16 protein-coding genes and 1 tRNA gene are annotated in these 22,583 nt (G+C 24.5%); 6 read left to right on the forward strand and 11 right to left on the reverse strand.

Annotated features, from left to right (window positions below):
* Window positions 1-728 precede the first annotated feature (728 nt).
* On the reverse strand, window positions 729-2,951 hold the full coding sequence (gene flgL, locus CAMP5121_RS02755) for a flagellar hook-associated protein FlgL (RefSeq protein WP_337214729.1): 2,223 nt from the start codon (window positions 2,949-2,951) through the stop codon (window positions 729-731).
* A gap of 157 nt (window positions 2,952-3,108) precedes the next feature.
* On the opposite strand from flgL, the gene CAMP5121_RS02760 reads away from it, so the two are divergent.
* Together CAMP5121_RS02760 and CAMP5121_RS02765 are read left to right on the forward strand one after the other, a co-directional pair.
* Window positions 3,109-3,195, forward strand: a tRNA-Leu gene (locus CAMP5121_RS02760).
* 1,263 nt (window positions 3,196-4,458) lie between these two features.
* Window positions 4,459-4,950, forward strand: a complete 492-nt coding sequence (locus CAMP5121_RS02765; protein WP_337214730.1) for a hypothetical protein — start codon at window positions 4,459-4,461, stop codon at window positions 4,948-4,950.
* Between the two features lie 336 nt (window positions 4,951-5,286).
* Here CAMP5121_RS02765 and drt3b read toward each other — a convergent pair whose 3' ends face one another.
* The 3 genes from drt3b to CAMP5121_RS02780 are packed head-to-tail and all read right to left on the reverse strand — an operon-like array spanning window position 5,287 to window position 13,820.
* Window positions 5,287-7,674: an antiviral reverse transcriptase Drt3b gene (gene drt3b, locus CAMP5121_RS02770; protein WP_220567905.1), complete on the reverse strand. Its 2,388-nt coding sequence runs from the start codon at window positions 7,672-7,674 to the stop codon at window positions 5,287-5,289.
* A gap of 1 nt (window position 7,675) precedes the next feature.
* On the reverse strand, window positions 7,676-9,013 hold the full coding sequence (drt3a, locus tag CAMP5121_RS02775) for an antiviral reverse transcriptase Drt3a (RefSeq protein ID WP_337214731.1): 1,338 nt from the start codon (window positions 9,011-9,013) through the stop codon (window positions 7,676-7,678).
* 31 nt (window positions 9,014-9,044) lie between these two features.
* Entirely contained in the window at window positions 9,045-13,820 is a 4,776-nt protein-coding gene (locus CAMP5121_RS02780) for a type ISP restriction/modification enzyme (protein WP_337214732.1), read from the reverse strand.
* 557 nt (window positions 13,821-14,377) lie between these two features.
* On the opposite strand from CAMP5121_RS02780, the gene CAMP5121_RS02785 reads away from it, so the two are divergent.
* Both CAMP5121_RS02785 and CAMP5121_RS02790 read left to right on the forward strand, forming a co-directional pair.
* Window positions 14,378-15,520, forward strand: coding sequence for an AAA family ATPase (locus CAMP5121_RS02785; RefSeq protein ID WP_337214733.1), 1,143 nt, complete (start codon window positions 14,378-14,380; stop codon window positions 15,518-15,520).
* A 151-nt stretch (window positions 15,521-15,671) separates the two neighbouring features.
* On the forward strand, window positions 15,672-16,112 hold the full coding sequence (locus tag CAMP5121_RS02790; RefSeq protein ID WP_279586262.1) for an RloB domain-containing protein: 441 nt from the start codon (window positions 15,672-15,674) through the stop codon (window positions 16,110-16,112).
* A gap of 103 nt (window positions 16,113-16,215) precedes the next feature.
* On the opposite strand, the gene CAMP5121_RS02795 is transcribed toward CAMP5121_RS02790, so the two are convergent.
* From CAMP5121_RS02795 to CAMP5121_RS02820, 6 genes are all read right to left on the reverse strand, one after another.
* On the reverse strand, window positions 16,216-16,413 hold the full coding sequence (locus tag CAMP5121_RS02795) for a hypothetical protein (RefSeq protein WP_134238564.1): 198 nt from the start codon (window positions 16,411-16,413) through the stop codon (window positions 16,216-16,218).
* Window positions 16,414-17,496: 1,083 nt separating this feature from the next.
* On the reverse strand, window positions 17,497-17,664 hold the full coding sequence (locus tag CAMP5121_RS02800) for a hypothetical protein (protein ID WP_337214734.1): 168 nt from the start codon (window positions 17,662-17,664) through the stop codon (window positions 17,497-17,499).
* 188 nt (window positions 17,665-17,852) lie between these two features.
* On the reverse strand, window positions 17,853-18,188 hold the full coding sequence (locus CAMP5121_RS02805) for a hypothetical protein (RefSeq protein WP_039628369.1): 336 nt from the start codon (window positions 18,186-18,188) through the stop codon (window positions 17,853-17,855).
* Window positions 18,189-18,281: 93 nt separating this feature from the next.
* Window positions 18,282-18,551 carry a type II toxin-antitoxin system RelE/ParE family toxin gene (locus tag CAMP5121_RS02810; protein ID WP_002789000.1) on the reverse strand — a complete coding sequence of 90 codons (270 nt, stop codon included), beginning with the start codon at window positions 18,549-18,551 and terminating at the stop codon, window positions 18,282-18,284.
* Window positions 18,541-18,762 (reverse strand): hypothetical protein, encoded by a 222-nt coding sequence (locus tag CAMP5121_RS02815; protein WP_039628371.1) that lies wholly within the window; start codon window positions 18,760-18,762, stop codon window positions 18,541-18,543. The genes CAMP5121_RS02810 and CAMP5121_RS02815 overlap by 11 nt, the downstream gene beginning before the upstream one ends.
* A 238-nt stretch (window positions 18,763-19,000) precedes the next feature.
* Window positions 19,001-19,693, reverse strand: coding sequence for a helix-turn-helix domain-containing protein (locus CAMP5121_RS02820; RefSeq protein WP_337214735.1), 693 nt, complete (start codon window positions 19,691-19,693; stop codon window positions 19,001-19,003).
* 116 nt (window positions 19,694-19,809) lie between these two features.
* Here CAMP5121_RS02820 and CAMP5121_RS02825 point away from each other — a divergent pair, with 116 nt between their 5' ends.
* Entirely contained in the window at window positions 19,810-20,667 is an 858-nt protein-coding gene (locus CAMP5121_RS02825; RefSeq protein WP_337214736.1) for an AAA family ATPase, read from the forward strand.
* A 65-nt stretch (window positions 20,668-20,732) separates the two neighbouring features.
* A complete protein-coding gene (locus CAMP5121_RS02830) occupies window positions 20,733-21,011 on the forward strand; it encodes a helix-turn-helix domain-containing protein (RefSeq protein WP_167333027.1) in 279 nt (92 codons plus the stop codon).
* 45 nt (window positions 21,012-21,056) lie between these two features.
* On the opposite strand, the gene CAMP5121_RS02835 is transcribed toward CAMP5121_RS02830, so the two are convergent.
* The gene (locus CAMP5121_RS02835) at window positions 21,057-22,187 is read right to left on the reverse strand and encodes a tyrosine-type recombinase/integrase (RefSeq protein WP_337214737.1); all 1,131 of its coding nucleotides are present in this window, start codon (window positions 22,185-22,187) and stop codon (window positions 21,057-21,059) included.
* Between the last annotated feature and the right edge of the window lie 396 nt (window positions 22,188-22,583).

The following is a 22,583-nucleotide window of genomic DNA, read 5'->3' on the forward strand; positions in this document are numbered from 1 at the left end:
TTCACTAATTATCACTTCTTCTAATTCTTGATTTTTCAAATCTTCAAGATTGAATTTTTTATTTTCTTGAGTCTCTTGTTTTGATAGATCTTCCTTTTTAATGGACTCTTCTTTTTTCTCTTTGATTAAAAGCTCTTGCTTAAGCTTTTCTTGCTCTTCTTTGGTTTCATTTTCATACTTATCGCCACCAAAAAAGCCAAAAATTTTATTTTTAATTAAAGTTTCGAGTTTTAAATAAAAATCAAAATCAAGATCTATTTTAAACACTTCTTTGATAATTTGCGGAAAAGAAATACTAAAAGCAAAAGCTAAAAGCAAAATCACTAAGATTAAACTTCCTATTTTTCCAAAAAGTCCATCTAAAATCACAAACATAGCAGAAGCTATATAACCTTTATCTTGCAAAAATGCTGAAGCAAAAATAAGCGAAGCAAAAATGCAAGTAAAGATAGCTACACTAAATCTACGCTCAATAAGTTCAAAGTTATAATCATTTTTATATAAAAGATAATTAAACCAAAAAAAGACAAAAGGATAAAATTTAGTCAATGAGCCAAATAAAAAATAGCTAAGTTTTGCTAAAGAGTATCCTATAATACTTACTAAAGCTTGATCAGGTATCAAAGCACTTAGACAAAAATAAAAAATAAAAACATTAGAAATGATAAAAATAGCTTCTTTTTTTATAACACATCCTTTTATAAAGAAAAAAGCTATTATATCAAAAATTATAAGTAGTTTAATAAACTCATTTGAGAAATTTTAGAAGTAGCTGAAAGCATAGCTTGATAAGAAACCATAGTTTGCATAAACATCATATATGTTTGCCCATAATCAGCATCAGTCACTCCGCTTTTTATAGAAGCAACATTAACATTTAAAAAAGTCATTCTTTTGTTTGTTTCTTCTATATTGTTAGTATAAGCTCCTATGGTTGTTTGCATTTTTCTAACATGATCTTGTAAATGATCAATCCTTTCTAATGCGCCTTGTAAACCTGTATTTCTAGGATCACTTCCTTCTGAATCAGCCCTCATGCTACCATTTAAAACTGCATCTATCATCTCGTCCAAATCTTTAATCAAATCAATATTTGGATCATCGATAGTTAAAGAATTATTTGCACTAAATACAAAACCTGAACCATTGCTTACTTCTCCTGCTGGGGGAAAGCCGCTATTTGAATTTGAATCTTTAATGGTAAGGCCTATATTTGTATTAGTTGAAAATTTATCAGTAATACTTATACGACCTTTATAGTCCATACTAACTTCAACAAAACCCTTGGAATCAGCTATGTCTTGTTGGATAGTTTGAAAATCATTATTATTAATAGTTCCGTTTGCATTTGGAGTAATAGTTGCTGTAGGAACATTATCGCTTGCAAACATACCTATAATATCATTTAACTGACCATAAGTAATATCTTCAGGTCTTGTTTGCATACCCACTGAAGTTCCCGTTGCTTCATTATACTGAGAATGTGTAATAGGAAAACTTATGGTTTGACCCGGATTATTTGGATCAGGATAACTTACAGTAGAATTTTCTAAATCAATAGTTACATTATATTTTTGACCGCTTCTAGAAGTGATTTCCATTTGAAGTTGTTGGCCATCCATACTACCATTAGCATTTGCAACGACTTCACTTAATTTTGTACTATCAGTAGCATACTCACTAGTGCCTTTAATCACTTGAGAAACATTTCCAAAAACAGTATTGCCATCTTTTTCAAAAGGCACATCAAAATCAGCTCCATTGGTTTTATTACCATTGATATTGCTTTTTATAAAGTCTGTTTTGTAAATATCAACAGTAAATTGCTCACCACCAACTTCCACAGTTACTGGACTTTTAGTATTATTTAAATCTCCATTATGCGCTGCTTGCATAATGCGATTGGTAACTTCGTCCATGCCGATACCTTCTCTTTGAGCAGCCTCACTTAAGGCTTTAATTTGCTCTGCGTCTTGAAGTTGTGGTGTCATGGCAACTGCATGAAAATCTAAAGAACTATTTCCTTCTTTTAAACTCTTTATTTCTATTTGGCCACTATCATTCAATGCGACCTTAACAACTTCATTTCCCTCTGTATTACCATATAGCTTTCCAATATTTTCTAAAACATCTTCAATTTTAGCGTCAGGATCTATATCCAAAGTGGCTTTAAAACTTGTTCCATCGGGTCTAACGCCTTGAATATACATTGATGAGTGTGGAAAAGGAAGTTTATCATCATAACTATCGCCAAAATGCTCGTCCGGCTTAAGTTCTCCATTTTGCACATAATTTTGTCCTATTAAATGCGAAAATTTGGACTCTCCTGTTAAATATTCTTTTTTATCTGGATAGCGAGCATCAGTGAAAGAAACATTTGTTGAAATGATTTTATTTATATTTGAATCAGGTTTAAAAAATAAATCCCAACCAGGTATATTATAAGGAATTTGCGTGCCAGCACCACTAACTACAAAAATATTATCTTTATTGCCAGTATAGTTTCCATATTTATCAAAAGGCATATTAGCACTATTTGATCCTGCAAACAAATACTGCCCATTAATGCTAGTATTGGCAATATTTACAATAGAATCTCTCACAAGCTTAAGTTCTTTCGCTATAGCTTCTCTTGATTCTTGAGAGTTACCATCGCTTGCAGCTTTTGTTAAGAGTGTTTTAAATTTTTCCAAAAGTTCAGTGATATTTTTTAAAGCCGTATCTGTGTTTTTTGCTAATTCCATAGCTGATTGAGTTCCTTCAATTACCTGACCTATATTAGCTAGTTCATATTCTAATCTTGAACCATTAATATAAGTATTGGCATTTTCCCAAGAGTGCTGTATAAGTTGACCTGTTTGTAATTGCAAATTATATTTATTAAGTAAAGACTGACCATCCGTGTAATTTTGTATAGAAGTGTAGTAAGTATACTGGTTACTAATTCTCATTATCTTGCTCCGCAAATAAATTTTTTAATTATTTACAAGCAAAAAAAGTTCCAATTTTAAAGATATTTTAATTTACTATATAAATATTTTTATATTGCTTTAATTTTTTTTTAGTATAATTTTACATTCTATATTTTTAATCTAAAATCTTAAAAAAGCCCGAGTGGTGAAACTGGTAGACGCGCCAGACTCAAAATCTGGTAAGGGCAACCTTGTGTCGGTTCGAGTCCGACCTCGGGCACCATTACTTTTCAAAGTGTTTTTTAAAATTTTTAAAAAACTCAGGGAGCGGTTTTGGTAGCGGTTTTTTTCTCAAAAATTAATTTTTAATACTCCATATTAAAATAATATAATTTATCATTATAATCTAAAAAAGAAATTGACTTTTATAAAAATATTTAAAAAAAGAATAAAATAAAAAATACATTTTACTTTTTTATATTCAATTGCTAATTCATTCTCTATTTCTTTTTTTATTAAAAGAAGACAGTATAAACTAAATACATTATAATTTATTTATTTTATTCATAAGACTTAAAAATTAGTTAAACCATTAAAACATATGAAATTTTATAATTATTAGTATTGGTAAAATAATGGTTTCTCGGCTTTTTCGGTTTTTTGCTTTTAGGATTAAGCAAATATTATTTTATATACATCTTAATCTTTTTATCAAAAATATAAAAAAATTATTTTAATTTAAAATTATTATAAAATTATATTACTTAGTATTTTTAAGCTAGCGATTAGCTGGAGCTGCGATCCTTTTTATATTTTATTAAATTATAAGGAGGTGATCATGATTGATATTAAAATAAAAATTAATCTGATTTTATCTTTTTTATTTTTTATACAAATGAAATTTATTTTAGTTGGATCGCTAGCTTAAAAATACTCTCATTTTTTCTTAAAATATATCTTCATTTTATTAAAGTTATAAAAAAATATCCAAAAAAATACAAGTTAATTTTTTCAAAAAATCTTACCTTTTTTTGTTTTGATAAAAAGTTTAGTAAAATGGAAATTTTAAGCTGTATTTTAAAGCTTTCTTTTTTGAGTTTTATAGGTTAAAATTTATAAAAAATAGCCCATTTTAAGATAATCACTACTCCATACTTATGTAGATATTCCGTTTTCGTTACCTTTAATATAAAAAAGTATATATTTCGTATAAAATACTCTAATTTTTAAAATAATCACTACACCGTGCTAAGCAGATATGCCGTTTTCGTTACCTTTAGCTTAAAAAGTATATATTTCGTATATTTTGATAAATTTTTGGTGTATTTTTTATGGATTTTAATAAAATTTGTTATTTTTGTTAAAAATATTCATACACCTATACATTACTTCGTAAGTATATATTATATGTTTTCGTTACCTTTAGTGTTTTTTTGAGATTTTTTTGAGATTTGCTGTGTTTTTTTAAAAAATGAAAATGTTATGATTTTGTAATTTTTGTATGATAAAATATTATAAATTTTTGTTAAAAAAGGCAAGTTATTCTGTGTTTAAAAATATATTTTTCAAAAAAACTGTATCTGCTGATAATCCTAAAGATGAGATAAAACTAGATGAAACTCCTACGCAAAACAAAAGTGATAGATTAGAAAAAATAATTCACACTTGGGTAGTAAATTGCACTAAATATTCTTTAAAAAATCCTTATGATACAAGACGCATTAACAGAAAAAATGGCTGTATCAAATTCGTCTTAAGAGTCTTTAAAGAAACTAAAAATAAAGGTGCTTTAATTGGCATTAGCTCTTCACTTTATGATAAATATAAAAATCTCTATAAATCAAAACTTGCTAGAGTAAAGCAATCAAGTAAAATAAAAAGCTTACAAGAAAAATATCCTGATTTAGATATTATTAATGCTTATAAATATGCCATATTAAGCAATAAATGTGCTTTATTAAATGAAGATGTTAAAGACTTTGAAAATATTATAAAGATTTTATTGCAATTAAATACCGCCAAATATAAACAAAAATAAGCTTAAAATCAAAAATCTACTATAAAGCAATATCAACCTAGCATTAAATAATTAAAATCGATTTATGAGCTTGTTTTGTTGGGTTATGTTAAGGAAATGGTGTTTAGTTATTATTTGTGTAATTTTGGCAAGCTTGAACGGATATTACTTGCCGTGACGATAGTACATTATAGCAATAATTTATAAAAAATAATAATTTATCAAATCGATCACAAAATAAACCTAAGAAAAGTAAATCTCTTAGGTTTATAAAATAAACCACAGACTAGTTTATTTCGCATATGTGTGTGTTTGAAAATTTATCTGTGAATGCGTATGTTGAATTATACTATAAGATTAGTAAACTTCGTAAGATTTCTTTTCTTCAAGCTCCTTTAATATATCAACGTTTTTCCATTTTATAAACCAAAATTTTTGTTTCATGGAAAATTTTATAATATAGTTTTGTAAACCCCTTTCATCAATTTTGTAATTTTCTAAAATTTTTACTTTAAAATCTTTATCAAGAAAAGGACAAGCAAGAATATCCATACTCAATAATGTTAATTCTGTATTTTTGTTATTAAAATCTTTATATTTATTAATAATTTTTTCTTTGATTTGTTCTTTTATCTCTTTAAATTCAGGATCATTCTCTATATAATACAATAGTATTACAATATCAAAGTAATTCATTTCTTCACTTAAGAAAATTGTTTTTAGAATATTAAAATCAAGTTTTTTGTAATTTTTTATCTCTTTTAAGTTAATTAATAAATATAAATTTTGATTGTGTGAATATTTTCTGCTTTTATTTCTTTTTAATAAATGATGAATTTCATCAAAAACAAGTTTATAAAGTTTGTTTTTTAAATATTTATCAAAATAATTATGATTCATAAAGCTAATTAATTTAGCAAGAATTAAAGATAATTTAACCGTAGCAGAGGTTTTGTCTGATTCTGAATAAATAAAAAAAACAAATTTTAACATTTCTTTCAAATGAGTAAAAAGTTTATCTTTTATTTTTAAGCAGTCATTTTTAATTGAAGATTTTATATTATTAAATTCATCATCTCCATTAAAAGAAAAAAGTTCATCAGATTCATTAATCGATTCTTTAAAACTATCTTTTGTATTTATATATGTTTCATAAAAATCTTTTAACATACTAAGTTCATCTAAGCTACTATTGATATATTCAGTGATTTCTTTGTATTTATGAGCACTAGCTTTTAAATCTTCGATAGTTTTTTCACAATTATTAATACTTTCAATAAAGTCTTTTTCAAGTGTATCATACTCAAGATCTTTTTTCATTTTTAAATTTTTTATACGAATATCAATAGTTTGTATTATATTTTCAATATCTTTTTGTATGTCTTTTGTTTTATTTTTCTTAATGTTATTTAAAATTGTTTTCATTTTTACTAAAATTAATTCAGTGTTAATTTTGCTAGGATTATCCATAATATTTTCAAGAATTATATATTTATTTTTATTTATATCTTTCTTAATAAAATCTATTTTTTTATCAATGATTGCTAAAGTGTAATTTAAAATATCGTTGTATTTAATTTCATTTTCTTTTAAAATTGCTTTAAAATTGACAATCATATCTTTCGAGCTTATTGTGTGTTTATTGTTGTTATCGAAATCAAATTCTTTTAATAAATCTTTGATTTTTTTCTTAGCTATTGTTATATTAGTGACAAAAGGCTTAGCAAATTCTTCCATTTTAGTTTCATTTAGATAAAACTTATATTTTTGCAACTCATTATTAAAAGTTTGGATGATCAAATTTTTTACATCATCTTCATTATAAAAAAGAAAATAATCATCTACATATCTGAAAATTACATAGTCTTTTTTATGTAATATATTATTTTCATTTTTAGTTAATTTATTTAGAACTAATTTATCTATTTTTTGTAATATTAATTCTGCAAAGATACGAGAAAATTCAGGCCCTATTAAGACACCATTTGTTTCTTTATAATTCATATTTTGCATTAATTTATCAAATTCATCAGCAAATGTATTATTAATTTTATTTAAATTATCCTTTATTGTTTTTTTGTCATAAATAGCCCAAGCGATAGAGTGTGTATATATACTATCAAAACACTTGCTAATGTCAAATTTATATAATTTTTTAAATAATTTCTCATTTTTTTGATACTCATATGATTCATAAAACATATATATATGACTATATTTTTTATAAGCAAAAAAACTTTTAAAATATTTTTCTTTATGATGTTTTATTTCTATACTGTTATTTAATTCGTCATCTATGTTTTTTGTATTCGTAAAATCATTTTTATTATAAAATAAATTAGCAACTTTATAAGGTCTTCTGATGGAAAATTCACTTTTACTTGAAAAATACAAAATAGCTTGTTTATAAGTATCATAAAAATTCATAACTTTGATTTGATGTACTGGATGTATGATTGATAATTTTCTATATTCATTTGTTTTGTGTGGAATTTTAAAGTGAAAAGGTATAGTAAAACCTTTTTTATAACATTTCTCGTCTACAAAAAGCATGTTTAACATTTTTTTAAAATTCTTTTCAATATTTGTAGAATTATCAAAATAATTATTTATTTCTATTTTATATTTTAATAAAAAATTATAAAAATTTTTATTTGAAAATATTAAAGGAACCTCATAAGGTAAAATTTCTGATAAAACAACTCTTTCTTTTCTGTATCTTATTTTGTATTTTTTGTATTTCATATTAATTTTTCCATGCCAAAGATATATTTTTTAAGTCATCATTATTTTTAAAATGAAAAATTTTTTTATTTTCGAAATTTTTTACAAAAGAATATTTTTGTATTATTTTGCTTTTTAACTTTTCTAAATCAATATTTAATTTTTCATATGGATTTATTTTATTTATTTTGCATTTTAAAAAAGCATCTAATTCTTGAAAACAACTAATATTGTTAACATACCTATTTGAGTAAAATACACCCGTATATATATGTTTTTTAACACCTTTTAAGGCTGTGTTTCCGGTCAAGTATTTTAGTCTTTTTTCTAGCATTTTTCTAGCATTTTTCTCATTGTGCTTGCTTTGTTTGTTATAACATTCTACAGTCTTGGTTATTTTGTTTTTATATTTTTTTATTTTATTTCTACTTAAACCAATTGATAATTCTTGTTTTTCTTTTTTAAAAGCATATCCGAGAAAATCAAAATGTAACTGTCCATTTTTTGAAGTATCAATGATTTTTCTTTTTTGGCTTCTGCTATTATGAAAAGATAATTGTGTTTCTTTTTCTAATAAATTTTCAATTTTGTTTTCTATGTTCGAAGTACTAATTATTATAATATCATCTACATATCTTGCATAATATACAACTTCTTCTAAACTATCAACTTTTTTATCAAAATCTCTCATATAAAGTTCAGATAAATAAGCACTAATCCCTATTCCTCTAGGGATTCCTATATTTTGATTGTTGGATAATTTGCTATATTCTTTTAATATAGCAAAAATGATTTTTTTTGATGTTGGCTCTAAAATATAATTTTCTTTAATTATTTTTTTTAACTTATCATGAGGTATAGTTTCATAAAAATTTTTTATATCAAGTCTTATAATAAATTTAGGAATTTCATCATCTATTAAACATTTTATTTGTTCAATTATTACATTTCTAACAGATTGTTTAACCTTAAAAGATCTTTGTATATCCTTTTGTGCAAATTTCAACGCAAAAAACAAAGCTTCATTTTTAGTATCTACAATATAAGTATCTTTATCTTTTATACTCTTAATATCTATGTGGATATTTAGTTTTTCACTGTCTATTTTATTTTGTATTTTACAAAATAATTTATTTAAAATTTCTATTTTTTTTCTATAACAATTACCTATTTCTTCTTTGACTTTTTTGTCTTCATTCTTTTTCAATTCTTTTTTTAGATTTGAAATTTTTTTATCGATATTTTCAACTTCGCCAAAGCATTTAAACTTATCAGGAAGATAATTTCCTTTTTTATTTTCTTCAAAATATATTTTAAAGAAAATCTTCATGTGTGAAAAAATTTCATTTTCTAAAATCATAATAAATAACCTTGATATTTAATTTGTATTTTCACTCACACTCCATTTTACTAATCTCATTTATTAAATCAACGCTTTTTATAGATAAATTAATGATTTTTAAAAGAAGTTCATAGATATATTTACTACCTTGATAATCATTTGGATTATTTTCTATCAAACTTTTTTTATCTATGCTTATTTGATAGCGATCGATAATCCAATCAATCGCACTTTTGCCATTGATTTTATACTCATAAGCAATATTTGGTATATTTTTTATAGTGATATTGTGATTATAAAAAATATCATTTCCTAGTTTTTTCATCTTAGTGACTTTATAAAACTCATCATTGTCTGTATCAGCCAAAACTCCATCTTTAAATTCTACTTCTTTAAACATTTCATTATTTTCATAGTTTAAATGTAAAGCGGCTAGCTTTTTACCCAAAATGCTTAAGTTTTTAAAATCTTTACTTATAGGTACTCTTGGGGCTTCTTTTGAAAGTTCAAATTTGTATTTTTCTAAATAGCTTTTGTGATTTAAAATAGCATAAATATAATAAAATATATCTTCCTTATTTATAGTTTCATCTTGCAATTTTTGTTTGAATTTTTTCAAAGCAAAATCACTTATAGCGTATTCTTTGCTTCCATCTTCTTGATAAAAATAAAGCGAAAAAATTTGAGTGTTGGCCAAAGTTTGATAGTCGGCTATAGAATTTACTATAAAAGATGAAAATTCTTTAGTCACCATTAAGCTTGTTAGTATCAACAAATTCTCATCTGTATTTTTAGGGAATAATTTTGGTAATTGAGATTGTTCTTCATTCCAAGTTTTATCCCAGTAAAGATATTCTTTAGTAAAGGGACGATGAGAAATTTTTCTTATATTTTCTTGATTAAATTCTTTAATTTTTTCATTATTTATAAAATCTTTTTTTAAAGCTCTAGTCCAAGCTATTTTAGTATTATCTATGCTTATGTCTTTATCGCTTAACTCTTTATAAAGTTCTGATTTTTTAGTATTTTTATATTTTTCTAAAAATACTTTGTGATCAAATTTAGCTAAGTCTTCATTATAAGTAGCTATGCATTTTTGCATAGAATTTGCAAGCTTTTCTTTAGAAAAATTATAAACCCAGCTATCACGCCCAGTTACTATACCTGTAGCATTTATAGTAAAAATTCCATATTCGTTTTTATCGCTTTTTAAAGGCATTAAATTATCAAAGTCCTCTCCTCTTTGATTGATCCAATCGCCTTTTTCATTTGGGATTATATTTACAAAAGGCACATTTGATACACTTTTAAAATTTTCTAATTTATCAAGCTTAGTTTGTCTATCTAGATAATCTCCTATATCATAATAGTGAATTTTATTTGTTTTAACATTTGTATCTTTTATAAAAAATACTATGGCTACACTTGCTCTTGAGCCACTATCAAATATACCATCGCCTTCTTTTTTTCTTTGCTCACCAGAAGTTCTTGCATTTCCTCTTAAATTTAAAATATAAATATCACTAAATTCTTTAGCAACGCATTTTCTAAAGCCATCTGCACTTGTTGCATCTATAAAGCCTCCATTTACCACAAAACCTATGATGCCATTATCTTTTATTTTATCACTTGCCATACGCAAGGCTTGGATTAGTGTATCTCTTGTTGAATTGCCAAATTTAGCACTTGCTTCTTTACCATAAGTGTCTTTGACGCGTTTTTCTAAAATTGGATGAGAAATATTTGCATTATTATCATTTGCACTACTTGCTCCAGCTGAATAAGGAGGATTGCCTATGATGACTTTGATTTTTTCATTGGCTATTAAGTCTTTGATCTTTTTATTTTCTTCTAAATCTTTAAATTCCAAAGCAAATAAGCCATTATCTTGTGTTTTTTTATCTAGATAATCAAGACTATCAGCTAAGGCTATATTTTTAAATTTATCTAAAGTATTTATCCTTTCATTACCAGTTTGAGTGATATTAATAAGCGCTATATAATAAGCAAGTAAAATTATATCTTGAGCAAAAATTGCTTTTTCGTATTTGTTTTTGAAATTTTCATCACTAATTAAGTCATTTTCTTTACTTAATAATCTTGTGATAAAACTTCCAGTTCCAGTGAATGGATCAAAGATTTTTACATTTTCATCGTTAAAATCTGTATTAAAATGTCTTTTTAAAAGCTCATTAACAGAATGAAGTATAAAATCAACCACTTGTATAGGAGTATAAACTATGCCTAATTTTTCAGCTTGTTTTTTAAAAGCTGATCTAAAGAAAGTATCGTATAAATTTTTAATAAGTTCTTGTTTGCTTTTTTGACTTTTTGCTAATTTTACATTTTCTTCTACGTTTTTATAAAAGGCTTTTAAAGATCTTGTTTCTTCATCATCTAAACCAAAGGTATTTAACTTTTTATTTACTTCATCAAGAGCTTTTCCTATAGGATTATCATCCATATTCTTATCAAATAAAACATCAAATATAGGTTTAGTTATAATGTGAGAGCATATCATATCTATGGCTTCATCTTCTTTGATATTTGGGTGAATGTTTTCTTTTAAGGAAGTTAAAAATTCTTCTAAAATTTCAGGATGATCTTTAAAAATAGCATTTAATCTAATGTTTAATTTTTCTACTATTTTAGCTGTTTTTGCACTAAAGCTTTGCCAATAACCTTTATCACCAAGTTTAGTTGGTATGGCATTATACATCGTGTTTGCAAGTTCGCTTAAGGTGAAGCTATCAAACAAGCTTGGCTCATAGTTTTTATCTGTATTATTTGAGCTTTCATCTGCCACATAATCAGCCACAGCTATTTTGATCTTTTCTTTAAATACAGCCTCATCTACTAAGGTATCATCGTGACTTCTTAGAGCTTTTAAGATATTCCATATATTTAAAAAATTGGTATTTTTTATAGCCTCATCTAAATTTGAAAGCTCATTCTCACTTAATGCTAAAGGCAGTATGATATAACCTGTTTTTTTATTTGGAGCTTTTCTCATTACTCTACCTACTGATTGGATTATATCTACCATAGAATTTCTTCCATCAAAAAATACTACACTATCTAAAGCAGGTACATCCACACCTTCACTTAAACATCTTGCATTGCTTAGTATATTACAAGTATTTTCTTTTGGGGAGTTGAGATTATTTAGTTTATTTAATCTTATATTGGAGTTCATAGTTCCATCAACATGATCTATGTTTATATCAAGATTTTTAAAAGAATCTTTTTTTAATGCTTCATCATAGCATTGCATAATAATTTTAAAAGAATTGGTTATATTTTTAGAATCTCTTATGCTTTTGCAAAAATTTATAACTCTTCTTGAAATATTACTATCCATTTCTTCTAAAAAGTCATTATCTATTTGGTTGTTTTCATCAAGAGCAACTAAATCATTTCTTGCTAAACCTTTATGCGTACCTATGATTTTAGATACAAAGTCTATGTCTACATATTTTTCATCTACATTTTTCTCATCTTTTAATTTTGCTATGGCTGTATTTGCTATGTTTGCAATACCTTCTTGTTTGATAGCTAAAATAATAACTTTATAATCGGTAAGTAAGCCTTTTTCAACTGCTTCTCTAAAATTAATACTATAAATTTCATCTCCAAAAATTTCTTCATCATCCATAGAAAATACTTCATTATCACTTTCCAAAGCTTTGCTTTTTTGAGAACTAGAATAAATCTTTGGAGTAGCACTCATGTAAATTCTTTTTTTGGCTTTGATGTTTTCATCACTATGGCATAGAGTAAAAGTATTTAGTTTATCTTTTTCCTTACCTGAATATAAATTTCCTACACTTCTGTGAGCTTCATCGCAAATGATTAGATCAATCTCATCTAGATCGTTTTGTTTTTGAGCTTGCATGATTTTTTCAACACTTTGATAAGTAGAAAAGATGATAAATCTTTTGTTGTCTTTTTTAGCTATATCGTAAACTTTTTTAATGCTTTGTGTATCAGTAGAAGCAGGAATGGGCAATTCTAAAATATCTATATCATCTTCAATGCTTTTACCTGATTTACTATCTGAGCATACAATAGAAGCAACAAAATCATCAGTTTTCTCTTTGCAATATTCTCTAAATGTTTGCCCTACTAAAGCTATACTAGGAGCTAAAAATAAAACAATGGAATTTTTAGGAGTAATTTCTTCTATAATTTTTAAAGAAGTAAAAGTTTTCCCAGTACCACAAGCCATGATAAGCTTGCCTCTTGTATTATTTTTGTTTGCAAAATATTCTTTTGTGTTATTTATGGCTTGTATTTGATGTTCTCTTGGTTTTTTCTTTGCAGTAATTGGCAGCTCTAAAGAATTATTTGGATCAAATTTATCCCAACTTATGTTTGAATTTAAAAAATCTTCTAAAGTGATCAATTCTATAGGTATATTATTTTCTGAAATTCGCCCCAATTGCTCTTTAGCTTTTTGAGTGAGATCGCTAGCACTTATAATAATACCTTTACTAAATTTAACTTCTTTTACTCCGTTTGACAACATACTAAAATAAGTTCCTAATTTACCAAAACCTACTTTTGAATTTTCATAAAACTTACATTGAACTGCAATATAATCATCATCTTTTGTTTGAATGATTAGATCAATACCACAATCTTGCCCATCTTTTTTATCCCATTCATCCCAAAGATAAATATTTTTATAAATATTTGCTGTATCTTTTTCTTTTAAAAGATGTTTTGAAAGTTTTTCAAACATAGATCCCTTCGATCTAGTGTTTAAATTTGCTTTTTTTAATTTTTCTAAGATGATTTCAAAAGTAGTTTCGTTTGCACTCATTAAAACTCCTAAGCTAATAATATAAAGAATATATCAAAAATTAACTTTGTAACTTATAAATATAAAAGTTTTGTATTTTTATTTTGTGTAATTATAAATGGATATTATACCTACTAGAAAACTTATTAGATCAGTAGTGTTTTCTTTATAGAGATATCTTCTTATACAGTTTTTATGCTTTAGTTTTCCTTGAAGCCATAATTATTATATTAATTTCAAAGGGCTTCATAATAACTTATTTTATTCTTAACAATATTTCAAAATATATTTATTGAATATTTCATTTAAATCATTAAGAGCAAATATATTTTTGTGGATTTAGTTTTATACGAAATTTTATATGCCTATGGAGTGTAATATTGAAATTTGCTAAGTTGTTTATTTTTTACCTTGATTAAGAATGTATTTTTATTAATTCATCTTTATAGCTTTAATTCTTTAGTGAATATTATAAAAAATATCAAAACAGACTTTAAAACTATATATTTTTAAATATAAACATATTTTATGTTTATATTAACTATCAATGCTTTATAATAATACAAAAGGAAAACATTATGTTAAGAAAAATAGAAATATCTGGCCTATATTCTTTTGGAATAGAAACACAAATTGTTGATTTTACAGCAAAGCCAAAAAGTAAGTTAAAAAATACAAAATATGAGTATAATTTTAATTTATCACAAGCTGGGAAACCTATGAAATCAGCAGTTTTTTTTGGAAAGAATACTAGCGGAAAAACTAACTTTTTTATAGGCGTAAAAATTTTACTAAATATAATTAAATATGGCTTTTCTCATACCCTAAGAGAGTATTTAACAGACAATGCCTTTAATGAAAATTCAAATTCTATAAAATTAAGTATTGAGTTATCTAATAACAATAAAGATATTTTTACATATTCGATAGAGTTTGATAAAAAATATATCCTAAAAGAATCTTTTTTGAAAAATAATAAAATTATATATGAATTTGAGAATGATAAGGCTATTTTTAATATTGATAGTAAAGAAAAAAATAAACAGCTAGAGTTATTCTTTTCAAGAAATCTTAGTGAAAATATATTTTATTTCTTAAAAGATTTTAACATAAAACAAAAAGAAATATTTATGAATCTTATAAACAATATCGAAGTTTATATGAATAGTAATTATTTAAAAAAATATAATTTTGAATTTGAAGAAAATAAAAAGAAATATTTTTTAGAACACAAAGAAAGTATTTTGGAAATTTTTCAATTGCTAGATAAAACTATAAAAGATTTTGAGTTTAAAAAGTATGAAAAAGATGGAAAGAATATATACGAAATCTTTTTTGTTCGCAATGGAAAGAAATTTAATTATCAAATAGAATCAGAAGGTATTAAAAAAATAGTATATTTTGCAGATAAAATAACCCAAATTATCAAGGAAGGAAAAATTGTTTTCATTGATGAATTAGATTCTTCAATAAGCACTTTGGCGCTAATACTTATATTTAACAATCTTATTAATACAGATGAAAACCATAATGGACAATTAATTATTTCATCTCATAATGTTTTATTATTTGATGTTAGTTTTTTAAATTCACAACAAATATTTTTAATTCAAAAAGATCAACACCTAGAGAGTAAGATAAGAACTTACTACGATTATGACATTAGAAGCGAAAAGAAAAAAGCATATATTGATTATTTAAAAGGGCTTTATGATGAATAAAAAACAAAGCCCAGTATACAGATTTGGTGCGAAGGTAAAACAGAAGAAGATTATTTTAATTCCCTTTTTAAATATCTAAATTATGATAATGTTAAAATAGATGTAAAAAAATTTAAAAAATAATAATTCATATAAAAACATTCTTTATAAAATAGAAAAAGCACCTTATATTGATAAGCTTATTATTGTAATGGATCTAGATAGAGCAAAAAGCGATATTAGTGAGTTAAAAATTTTAGAAAAACTTATAAAACATATAAAAAAGTCAAAAGATATACATTTATTTCTTACTCTTGATGATTTTGAAGATTGGCTTAGATTTCATTTTGTAGATAATAGTAAAAATAATAAAACAAATTTTTATAAAAAATTAGGATATAGCGATAGTAAGAATTTTAAATCATCTACTAACGATTTATATTCTCAAATATTAAATAAAGGTGGATGTATAGAAAATGCTGAAAAGTATTTTTGCAATATCGCTGTTTTTTGCAATGATCAGTGTGAGATTGATAAAAATTCACTAAATAATCTAACTCAAAGTAATCTATATTATTTTAGAAAATTACTAGAACAATATAATGGTATTTAAAATAATATTATAAAAACTCTGCTTCTTTTTTTATATTGTGATTATATACAGATTAATCAATAATATCTAAAATTGGTTTTTTTAGCTAAAACAATTTAAATATTTATGAGTAAGTTTGTTTTGTCTTATTTTTGCAATTTTGGTTTAATTTATATAATTGATCTTCCTCAAATCCATCATTTATTCCTGCTTCGGCAAACTCTAACTGTTCTTTGTGAAATTCTTCATCATCTTTAAAAGCCTCAAAACTTTTTATCCATAATGCTTTTCTCTGCTTTATATATTCTTCGTTTTTAAACATATCTATCCTTTTGTTTTATTATTTAATTTTGCTTATTTTAATTTTTCTAAGATAATTTCAAAAGTATTTTCGCTTACACCCATTAAAAATCCTAAGCTAATAATATAAAGAATATATCAAAAATAGACTTTATAACTTATAAACAATTTTTTCTGCAAATATATTATTTAAACTATTCTTAGTAGAAATTTGTAGATTTCATAAATATCAAAAATATCAACAAAACAACTATGGATATAATACAAAGTTGATAAAAGCTAGATCTTTGAAATATTATAATTAAAAAATAATATTGTATTTTTAAAGTTGATTAGATAATATATTAATTTAATAATTTATATAACAAAAAAAGGGAAAACAAAATGGGACAATATATTGTATTAGCCTTTGCAATAGCAGTTGCCATATTTGTGACATTTTATGACTTTGATAAGGATAAAAAAACCGATAATAATAAAAAATAATTGATTTTGATATTTTATTATTAGAAGCATGTTTATATCTTTTAGCTTTTGTTTTTTATTGCAAAATAACAATATAAATAAAAATTTAAAAAGCATTATTTATAAAAATACCTGCAAAAGTAATCTTAAGATTCATAGAATCTATTGGCGTAGGATTATTTGTAAATAGTCTTTATGGTTTGCAAATGGGCGATAATTGCACTATCATCGATCTTTCTTAAAGATTGATCTTTTTTTAAAAGAAAATAAGAGAGAATGGGTGGTTATAATATAGCTATTTTCATCGGTGCTATCACTCTTATTTTTGGCACATTGGTTTTAGTAGCTCATTATTTTAACGATAAATACACTAACGAAAGTAAAAGCTAATCTTTAGGTTTTAGCTTAACACGCTCTATAAGTTGGGAGTAATAAAACAGAAATAAAATATTATCTTGGTGTTGCAACTAAATATAGTCTAGATTCTTTCTTGCGTCAAGTATTTTGTTTCTTTATTTTAAGTATTTAAGATATGATGAATTTTATGCTAGAAAGCTTAAAATAAAAATTATTTAAAGTTTTTACTATATCATGTTGATATACAATTTTATAGTTAGGATAACATAGTTATCCTATGAATTTAAGTAATGTTTTTCATATAATCATAAATTAAAGCTGTTCGACTAATAATAAAATTCTCAAAATCATCATTACATAAATATTCAACCATATATTTTGTTATAAAATGTGTTTCTAAATCTTTAAAAAATTGTTCTTGTTGATTATCTTGTATTTTTTTATTTAGCAACTCTTTTATATATGTGCTTGGATTTTTATTATTGATTTTATTAGTGCTATATTTGCTATATTATTAATTATATTATCATTAGATGAGATAAATTTTTTAGATATCTCTTTTCCTATATTAGAATTTATAGGAAAAATATGATGTTCTTCTAAAAATTCACTAAACTTCTCAAAAACTGTTTGCTTTTATCACTCTTGATCTTCTGGCTTAAAACCTATTATTTTTGCCATTATACCCCTATAGCTTTCAAAACTATTCATTGCTTGCATATTGCTAACTCTAAGAAGTCTAACTTTGTGATCTTGTTTGTAAAAAACTTTAAAAACACAACCGCTTTCTTTGTGTTTTACCATATCATCTAAACCACACTTTTCTATAAACTCATAATCTTTAGCAAAAACTTCATTTTCTACATCAAATAAATCTTGAGAATAACCATTAGGATTAGCTGGATCATAAGTATAAGAACTTACTACACATTCTCTCATAGCTTTTTGTATTTCTTCTTGGGATAATTTTTCCATAGTGTTTTCCTTTTTTTTCTTTTTATAGTGACATAAGTGACTTAATGTGTAGACATGGATTTTTATTAACTTGATTAATTTAACTTCAATTATTTAAAACAACTCACTATGGGAACCTATATTAATACAGGTTAAAATAAGCTTATCATCTTGTTTTTGATAAATTAAGAGCAAATCAGGTTTTACATGACACTCTCTAAGCTCTTTAAATTCACCTTTTAGTTTATGATCTTTGTATTTTCTTTCAAGAGTTTCATTGTTAGATAAGCGATAAACTATTTCATCTACTAAATCTTTTTCTTTTAGTGTTAGCTTCTTGTAATTTTTCTTGTATTCTTTTAAAACTCTAATTTCATATTTCACGCATAGCCCTTTTATACTCATCAAAGTTTTTAAAAGTTTCATATTCTCCATTTTTCATTTCTTCTAAAGCTTTTTTCATAGAACTTTGTTTATTCTCATCTGGGATATCATATTCTAACAAACAATAACTAGCTCTTAGGCTTTTAGCCAAACTCTCAAAAACAGGCAAAAAATCCTTATCAAATCCACTAATTTCAATTTTTATAGACATCTACATCCTTTCTTATATAATTTTATTTTTTATTATAGCATAAAGGATTTTGTTGTAAATTTGAAAAACTTTATATTTATGTAAAATTACATAAATAAAACAATCAAAATACAATATAAAGAATTAAAGAATAGTAAAAACGGTTATTTTAAAAACTAACAAATCTTTGTACAGAATGATTTCATATTCTGTTGCAAAATTTTAGCTGGTAAATAACAACCAGCAAATATTATCTGTTTTAATCCTTAAAAATTAAATAATTAAACGAATTAAGCTCATTTATAATTATTTTTTCAATATCTTTTCTTAAATCAATAAATAAAGCATTTACATCGATCTCATCTAAGTTGTTTTCTACCCACTCTATGGTATTTATTTTGTCTTTTTCACTTAAAATTAAAGAGTATAATTTGATATTTTTTAAAGAAATTTTAAACTTCTTTAACATGTTTATAAAATCTTTTTTACTCATTGTTGTGTGGCTTAATTCTATCTTGTTTAAGTGTTTAATAAATAAGAGAAGAATTAAAAGCATTTTCTCTCCATTTCCACTCCAGCTTTCACTTAATTTCTCTATAAATCCTACACCTTTGAGAGAACGAATATGTCTAGATATTTTTTGAAGTTGCATATTTACAATGTTTGATTTTAAAAAATCATTTAAGCCATTTTTTAGCTGTAATTCATGTGTAAGTCTATTGTAATTTCTAAGATTTCTATGTAGTTCCATATCCGCTAAATTATTTGCTAGTAGCTCATTTGGACTAATTTGAAAATGCTCACATATTTTTAGTATTGTAGGAAGTGTAATATTGTTATTTCCTTTTTCCCACATACTTACTGTTTTTTGTCCTACATTTAAAATTTCGCCCAACTCTTGTTGTGTTAATTTGCGTTGTTTTCTTAAAAACTTAATATTTTCTTTTATCATAATAGAATTATCCTATATAAAATTATTAAAATATTAAAATATTTTTGTTAAAAATAAAATAAAAATTTATATTATTTTAAATTAAAGAATTTATAATTCTAAAAAAGGATTATAAGATGGAAAACATAAAAAAATTTTCATTGAAATTGGAAAATTTTCAATCTTGTCAAGAATCATGGCTCTTAAAAGATTTGATACCGAAAGAATCTTTGGGTTTGCTTTATGGTAGTAGTGGTAGTGGAAAGACAAGTGTTTGTTTGTATTTTTGCAAGGAAATTTTAAAGAAAGATAATGAAATTAGAGTGTTTTATATAAATGCAGATATGGGACTTTCGAGTTTAAAAAAATATGGCTTCGCAAATCTTCTTGAAAATTTTACCAACCGTTTTTTTGTAATAGATTTAACATGCTCTGATAAAAAATTCATATATTTTGAAAACATATGCGATGAAATAATAAAAATTCAAGAGAAATTCAATGTATTTATAATTGTTGATTCTTTAAATTGTGTCACTAGAAAAATAGGAAGATTTATTGATCCAAATTATTTATTTTCAAAAGAGAAAATAATTCGAAAAAAAGGTGGGACTGTGCTTTTTATTCACCATTTAAATAAAAGCGGAGTTTTTTCTGATAGTCATCAAATTGTTGATTATGCTGATTTTAGCTATAGATGCGAATACACTGAAGAGATGAATTCTATTTTGTTAAGACCAGAAAAACTTGGAAGATTTATATTTGAAAAAATAGCATTCAAAGTTTTAAATTTTAGCAATTTAGAAAGAATGGAATTTGATAGTGTTGAGATGAGTTCTTATGAGATAGAGTTTATAAAAACTGTTTTAGAGATTTTAAAGATGGGTCGTTTTAAGCAAAATGAATTAATCAACCTAGTCTTAAGAAATTGCAAAAGATATGTCGGTCGTGAAAAGGCAAGAAAACTTTTGCAAGAATATGCAAAAAAAGGAAAATAGTGCATGCTCAAAGATCGTTTTGATAACAATTCGATTTATTATTACTTAAAAAATGAGGAAAAATAATGGATATGGATAATATAGTAATTTGCAAAGCTAGTGATCTTGAAGATATTTTTAAAAAGATTTTAAAAGAAAATGAATTAATCAAGAATAAAACTGATGAAAATTTAAATGTACAACAGGCTTCAAATTATTTAAAAATAAGCACTTCAAAACTTTACAAGGATTGTAATTTAGGAAAAGTTCCTTTTTGTAAAATTGGTAAAAAACTTGTTTTTAAAAAAGATGATCTTGATGAATATTTAAAACTTAATAGCTCTAAAAATAGTTTAAAATTTTAATCACACTTAACCAAAAAACCGAAAAACCTAAAAAACCATTGTAAATTAGTGTTTTTCAGTTTTAAAATTACTAAAAATAGCATTTAGAGTATTATTAATAGTTTCATTTTTAATATTTGCATATCTTTTTGTAACTCCTATGCTTGAATGTCCTAATGTTTCTCCAATAGCTTCTAAAGATATACCCATATTAATACCTATATATCCTATTAAATGTCTTAAGTCATGCAATCTAATAGGAGTTTTTAATTTTTGATTTATTTTATCCCAATGCCATCTTATATCTTTATAAGGGTTTCCATCTTCTTTAATAAAAATATATCCTTTATTTTTTACTCCAATGCTTTTTAAAACTTCTATTTGTAAAGAACTTAACGGAAATTGTAAGTTTTTCCTTGATTTGTTTTGGCTTGAAGGTAAAAAATAAATTTTATTAGCAAAGTCAATATTGTCCCATTTTAATGTAAGAACTTCACTTTTTCTTCTTCCATGTAAAAGAAATATAAACATAGCTCTTATCATTAAATTTTCATAATTTATAATAGCTTTATAAAGAGCATTTCTATCCTCATCATCAATAGTAAAATATCTTTTGTTATCAAATTTTTGTATCACTATTTCTCTTGCTATATTTTTTTCTATATAATCATTTTTAATAGCAAATTCAAATACTGGAGAAAGTATATCTTTTATTGTTTTTGTTGTTCTTGGAGATTTGCCTTGATCAATCATTTTATTGACAATATTTTGCATATCTTTTAATTTGACTTGTTTTATTTTGATGTTTCCTATAATATCTTTTATATGTGCATTATATGAAAATATGGTTACCTCATAATGTTTTTTAGAAATAGTATTTTTTCGCATACTAATCCATTCTTCAAACACTTCATTTAGTTTAGGTTCTTTAATTTTAAATTTCTTTGCAAATTTTCCATTAATTCTTTGTAAGGCAATTAACTCACAATTCTTTTTAAGAGTCTGGGTATTATTTAAAATAGGAAATATCTCATAACTTGATTTTTTTCCTTCATAATATCTTATAGCTAATTCGTATGGGATAGTTAATCTTCTTTGTAATTCTACTAAGCTAATTTCTTTTATATCCTCTAATTTCTTATCTTTGTCTATAAAATATATACCCTTATATTCTCTTATTTTTACTAGATTTTTCAAGATATTCCTTTTTTGCTTTTAATTTACGCAGAAAATTTTATTATTTTTTACATAATATAAAATTAAAAATATACTAAAAATGGTATCTCAAATGGATTTTAGTGGTAGCGGTTTTGGTAGCGGTTTTTTTCTCAAAATGGTATAAAATAATACTATTTTTAAGATAAACTTAAACAATAAAACGCCTATTTTTCAATACTTTGATAAAAAATGATAACAAAACGCATTAGGCTCAAAATCTGGTAAGGGCAACCTTGTGTCGGTTCGAGTCCGACCTCGGGCACCATTTGTTTTTTACTCCCAAGTGTTTTTTTGGCAAATTGTATTCAAAATATTAAAAAAGAGTTTTTATTTTAATTAAACAAACCACACCTGCTAAGTCTATCATTTACTTAC

The organism is Campylobacter sp. 2352 PW (assembly GCF_024723575.1).
In the GTDB taxonomy this organism is placed as follows: Bacteria; Campylobacterota; Campylobacteria; order Campylobacterales; family Campylobacteraceae; genus Campylobacter_D.

Bases quoted from the DNA above. Each gene is read 5' to 3' on its own strand.
- flgL (WP_337214729.1), bottom strand. From the start codon at position 2,951: ATGAGAATTAGTAACCAGTATACTTACTACACTTCTATACAAAATTAC.
- drt3b (WP_220567905.1), bottom strand. From the start codon at position 7,674: ATGAAATACAAAAAATACAAAATAAGATACAGAAAAGAAAGAGTTGTT.
- drt3a (WP_337214731.1), bottom strand. From the start codon at position 9,013: ATGATTTTAGAAAATGAAATTTTTTCACACATGAAGATTTTCTTTAAA.
- CAMP5121_RS02780 (WP_337214732.1), bottom strand. From the start codon at position 13,820: ATGAGTGCAAACGAAACTACTTTTGAAATCATCTTAGAAAAATTAAAA.
- CAMP5121_RS02785 (WP_337214733.1), top strand. From the start codon at position 14,378: ATGTTAAGAAAAATAGAAATATCTGGCCTATATTCTTTTGGAATAGAA.
- CAMP5121_RS02795 (WP_134238564.1), bottom strand. From the start codon at position 16,413: ATGTTTAAAAACGAAGAATATATAAAGCAGAGAAAAGCATTATGGATA.
- CAMP5121_RS02805 (WP_039628369.1), bottom strand. From the start codon at position 18,188: ATGGAAAAATTATCCCAAGAAGAAATACAAAAAGCTATGAGAGAATGT.
- CAMP5121_RS02815 (WP_039628371.1), bottom strand. From the start codon at position 18,762: ATGTCTATAAAAATTGAAATTAGTGGATTTGATAAGGATTTTTTGCCT.
- CAMP5121_RS02820 (WP_337214735.1), bottom strand. From the start codon at position 19,693: ATGATAAAAGAAAATATTAAGTTTTTAAGAAAACAACGCAAATTAACA.
- CAMP5121_RS02825 (WP_337214736.1), top strand. From the start codon at position 19,810: ATGGAAAACATAAAAAAATTTTCATTGAAATTGGAAAATTTTCAATCT.
- CAMP5121_RS02830 (WP_167333027.1), top strand. From the start codon at position 20,733: ATGGATATGGATAATATAGTAATTTGCAAAGCTAGTGATCTTGAAGAT.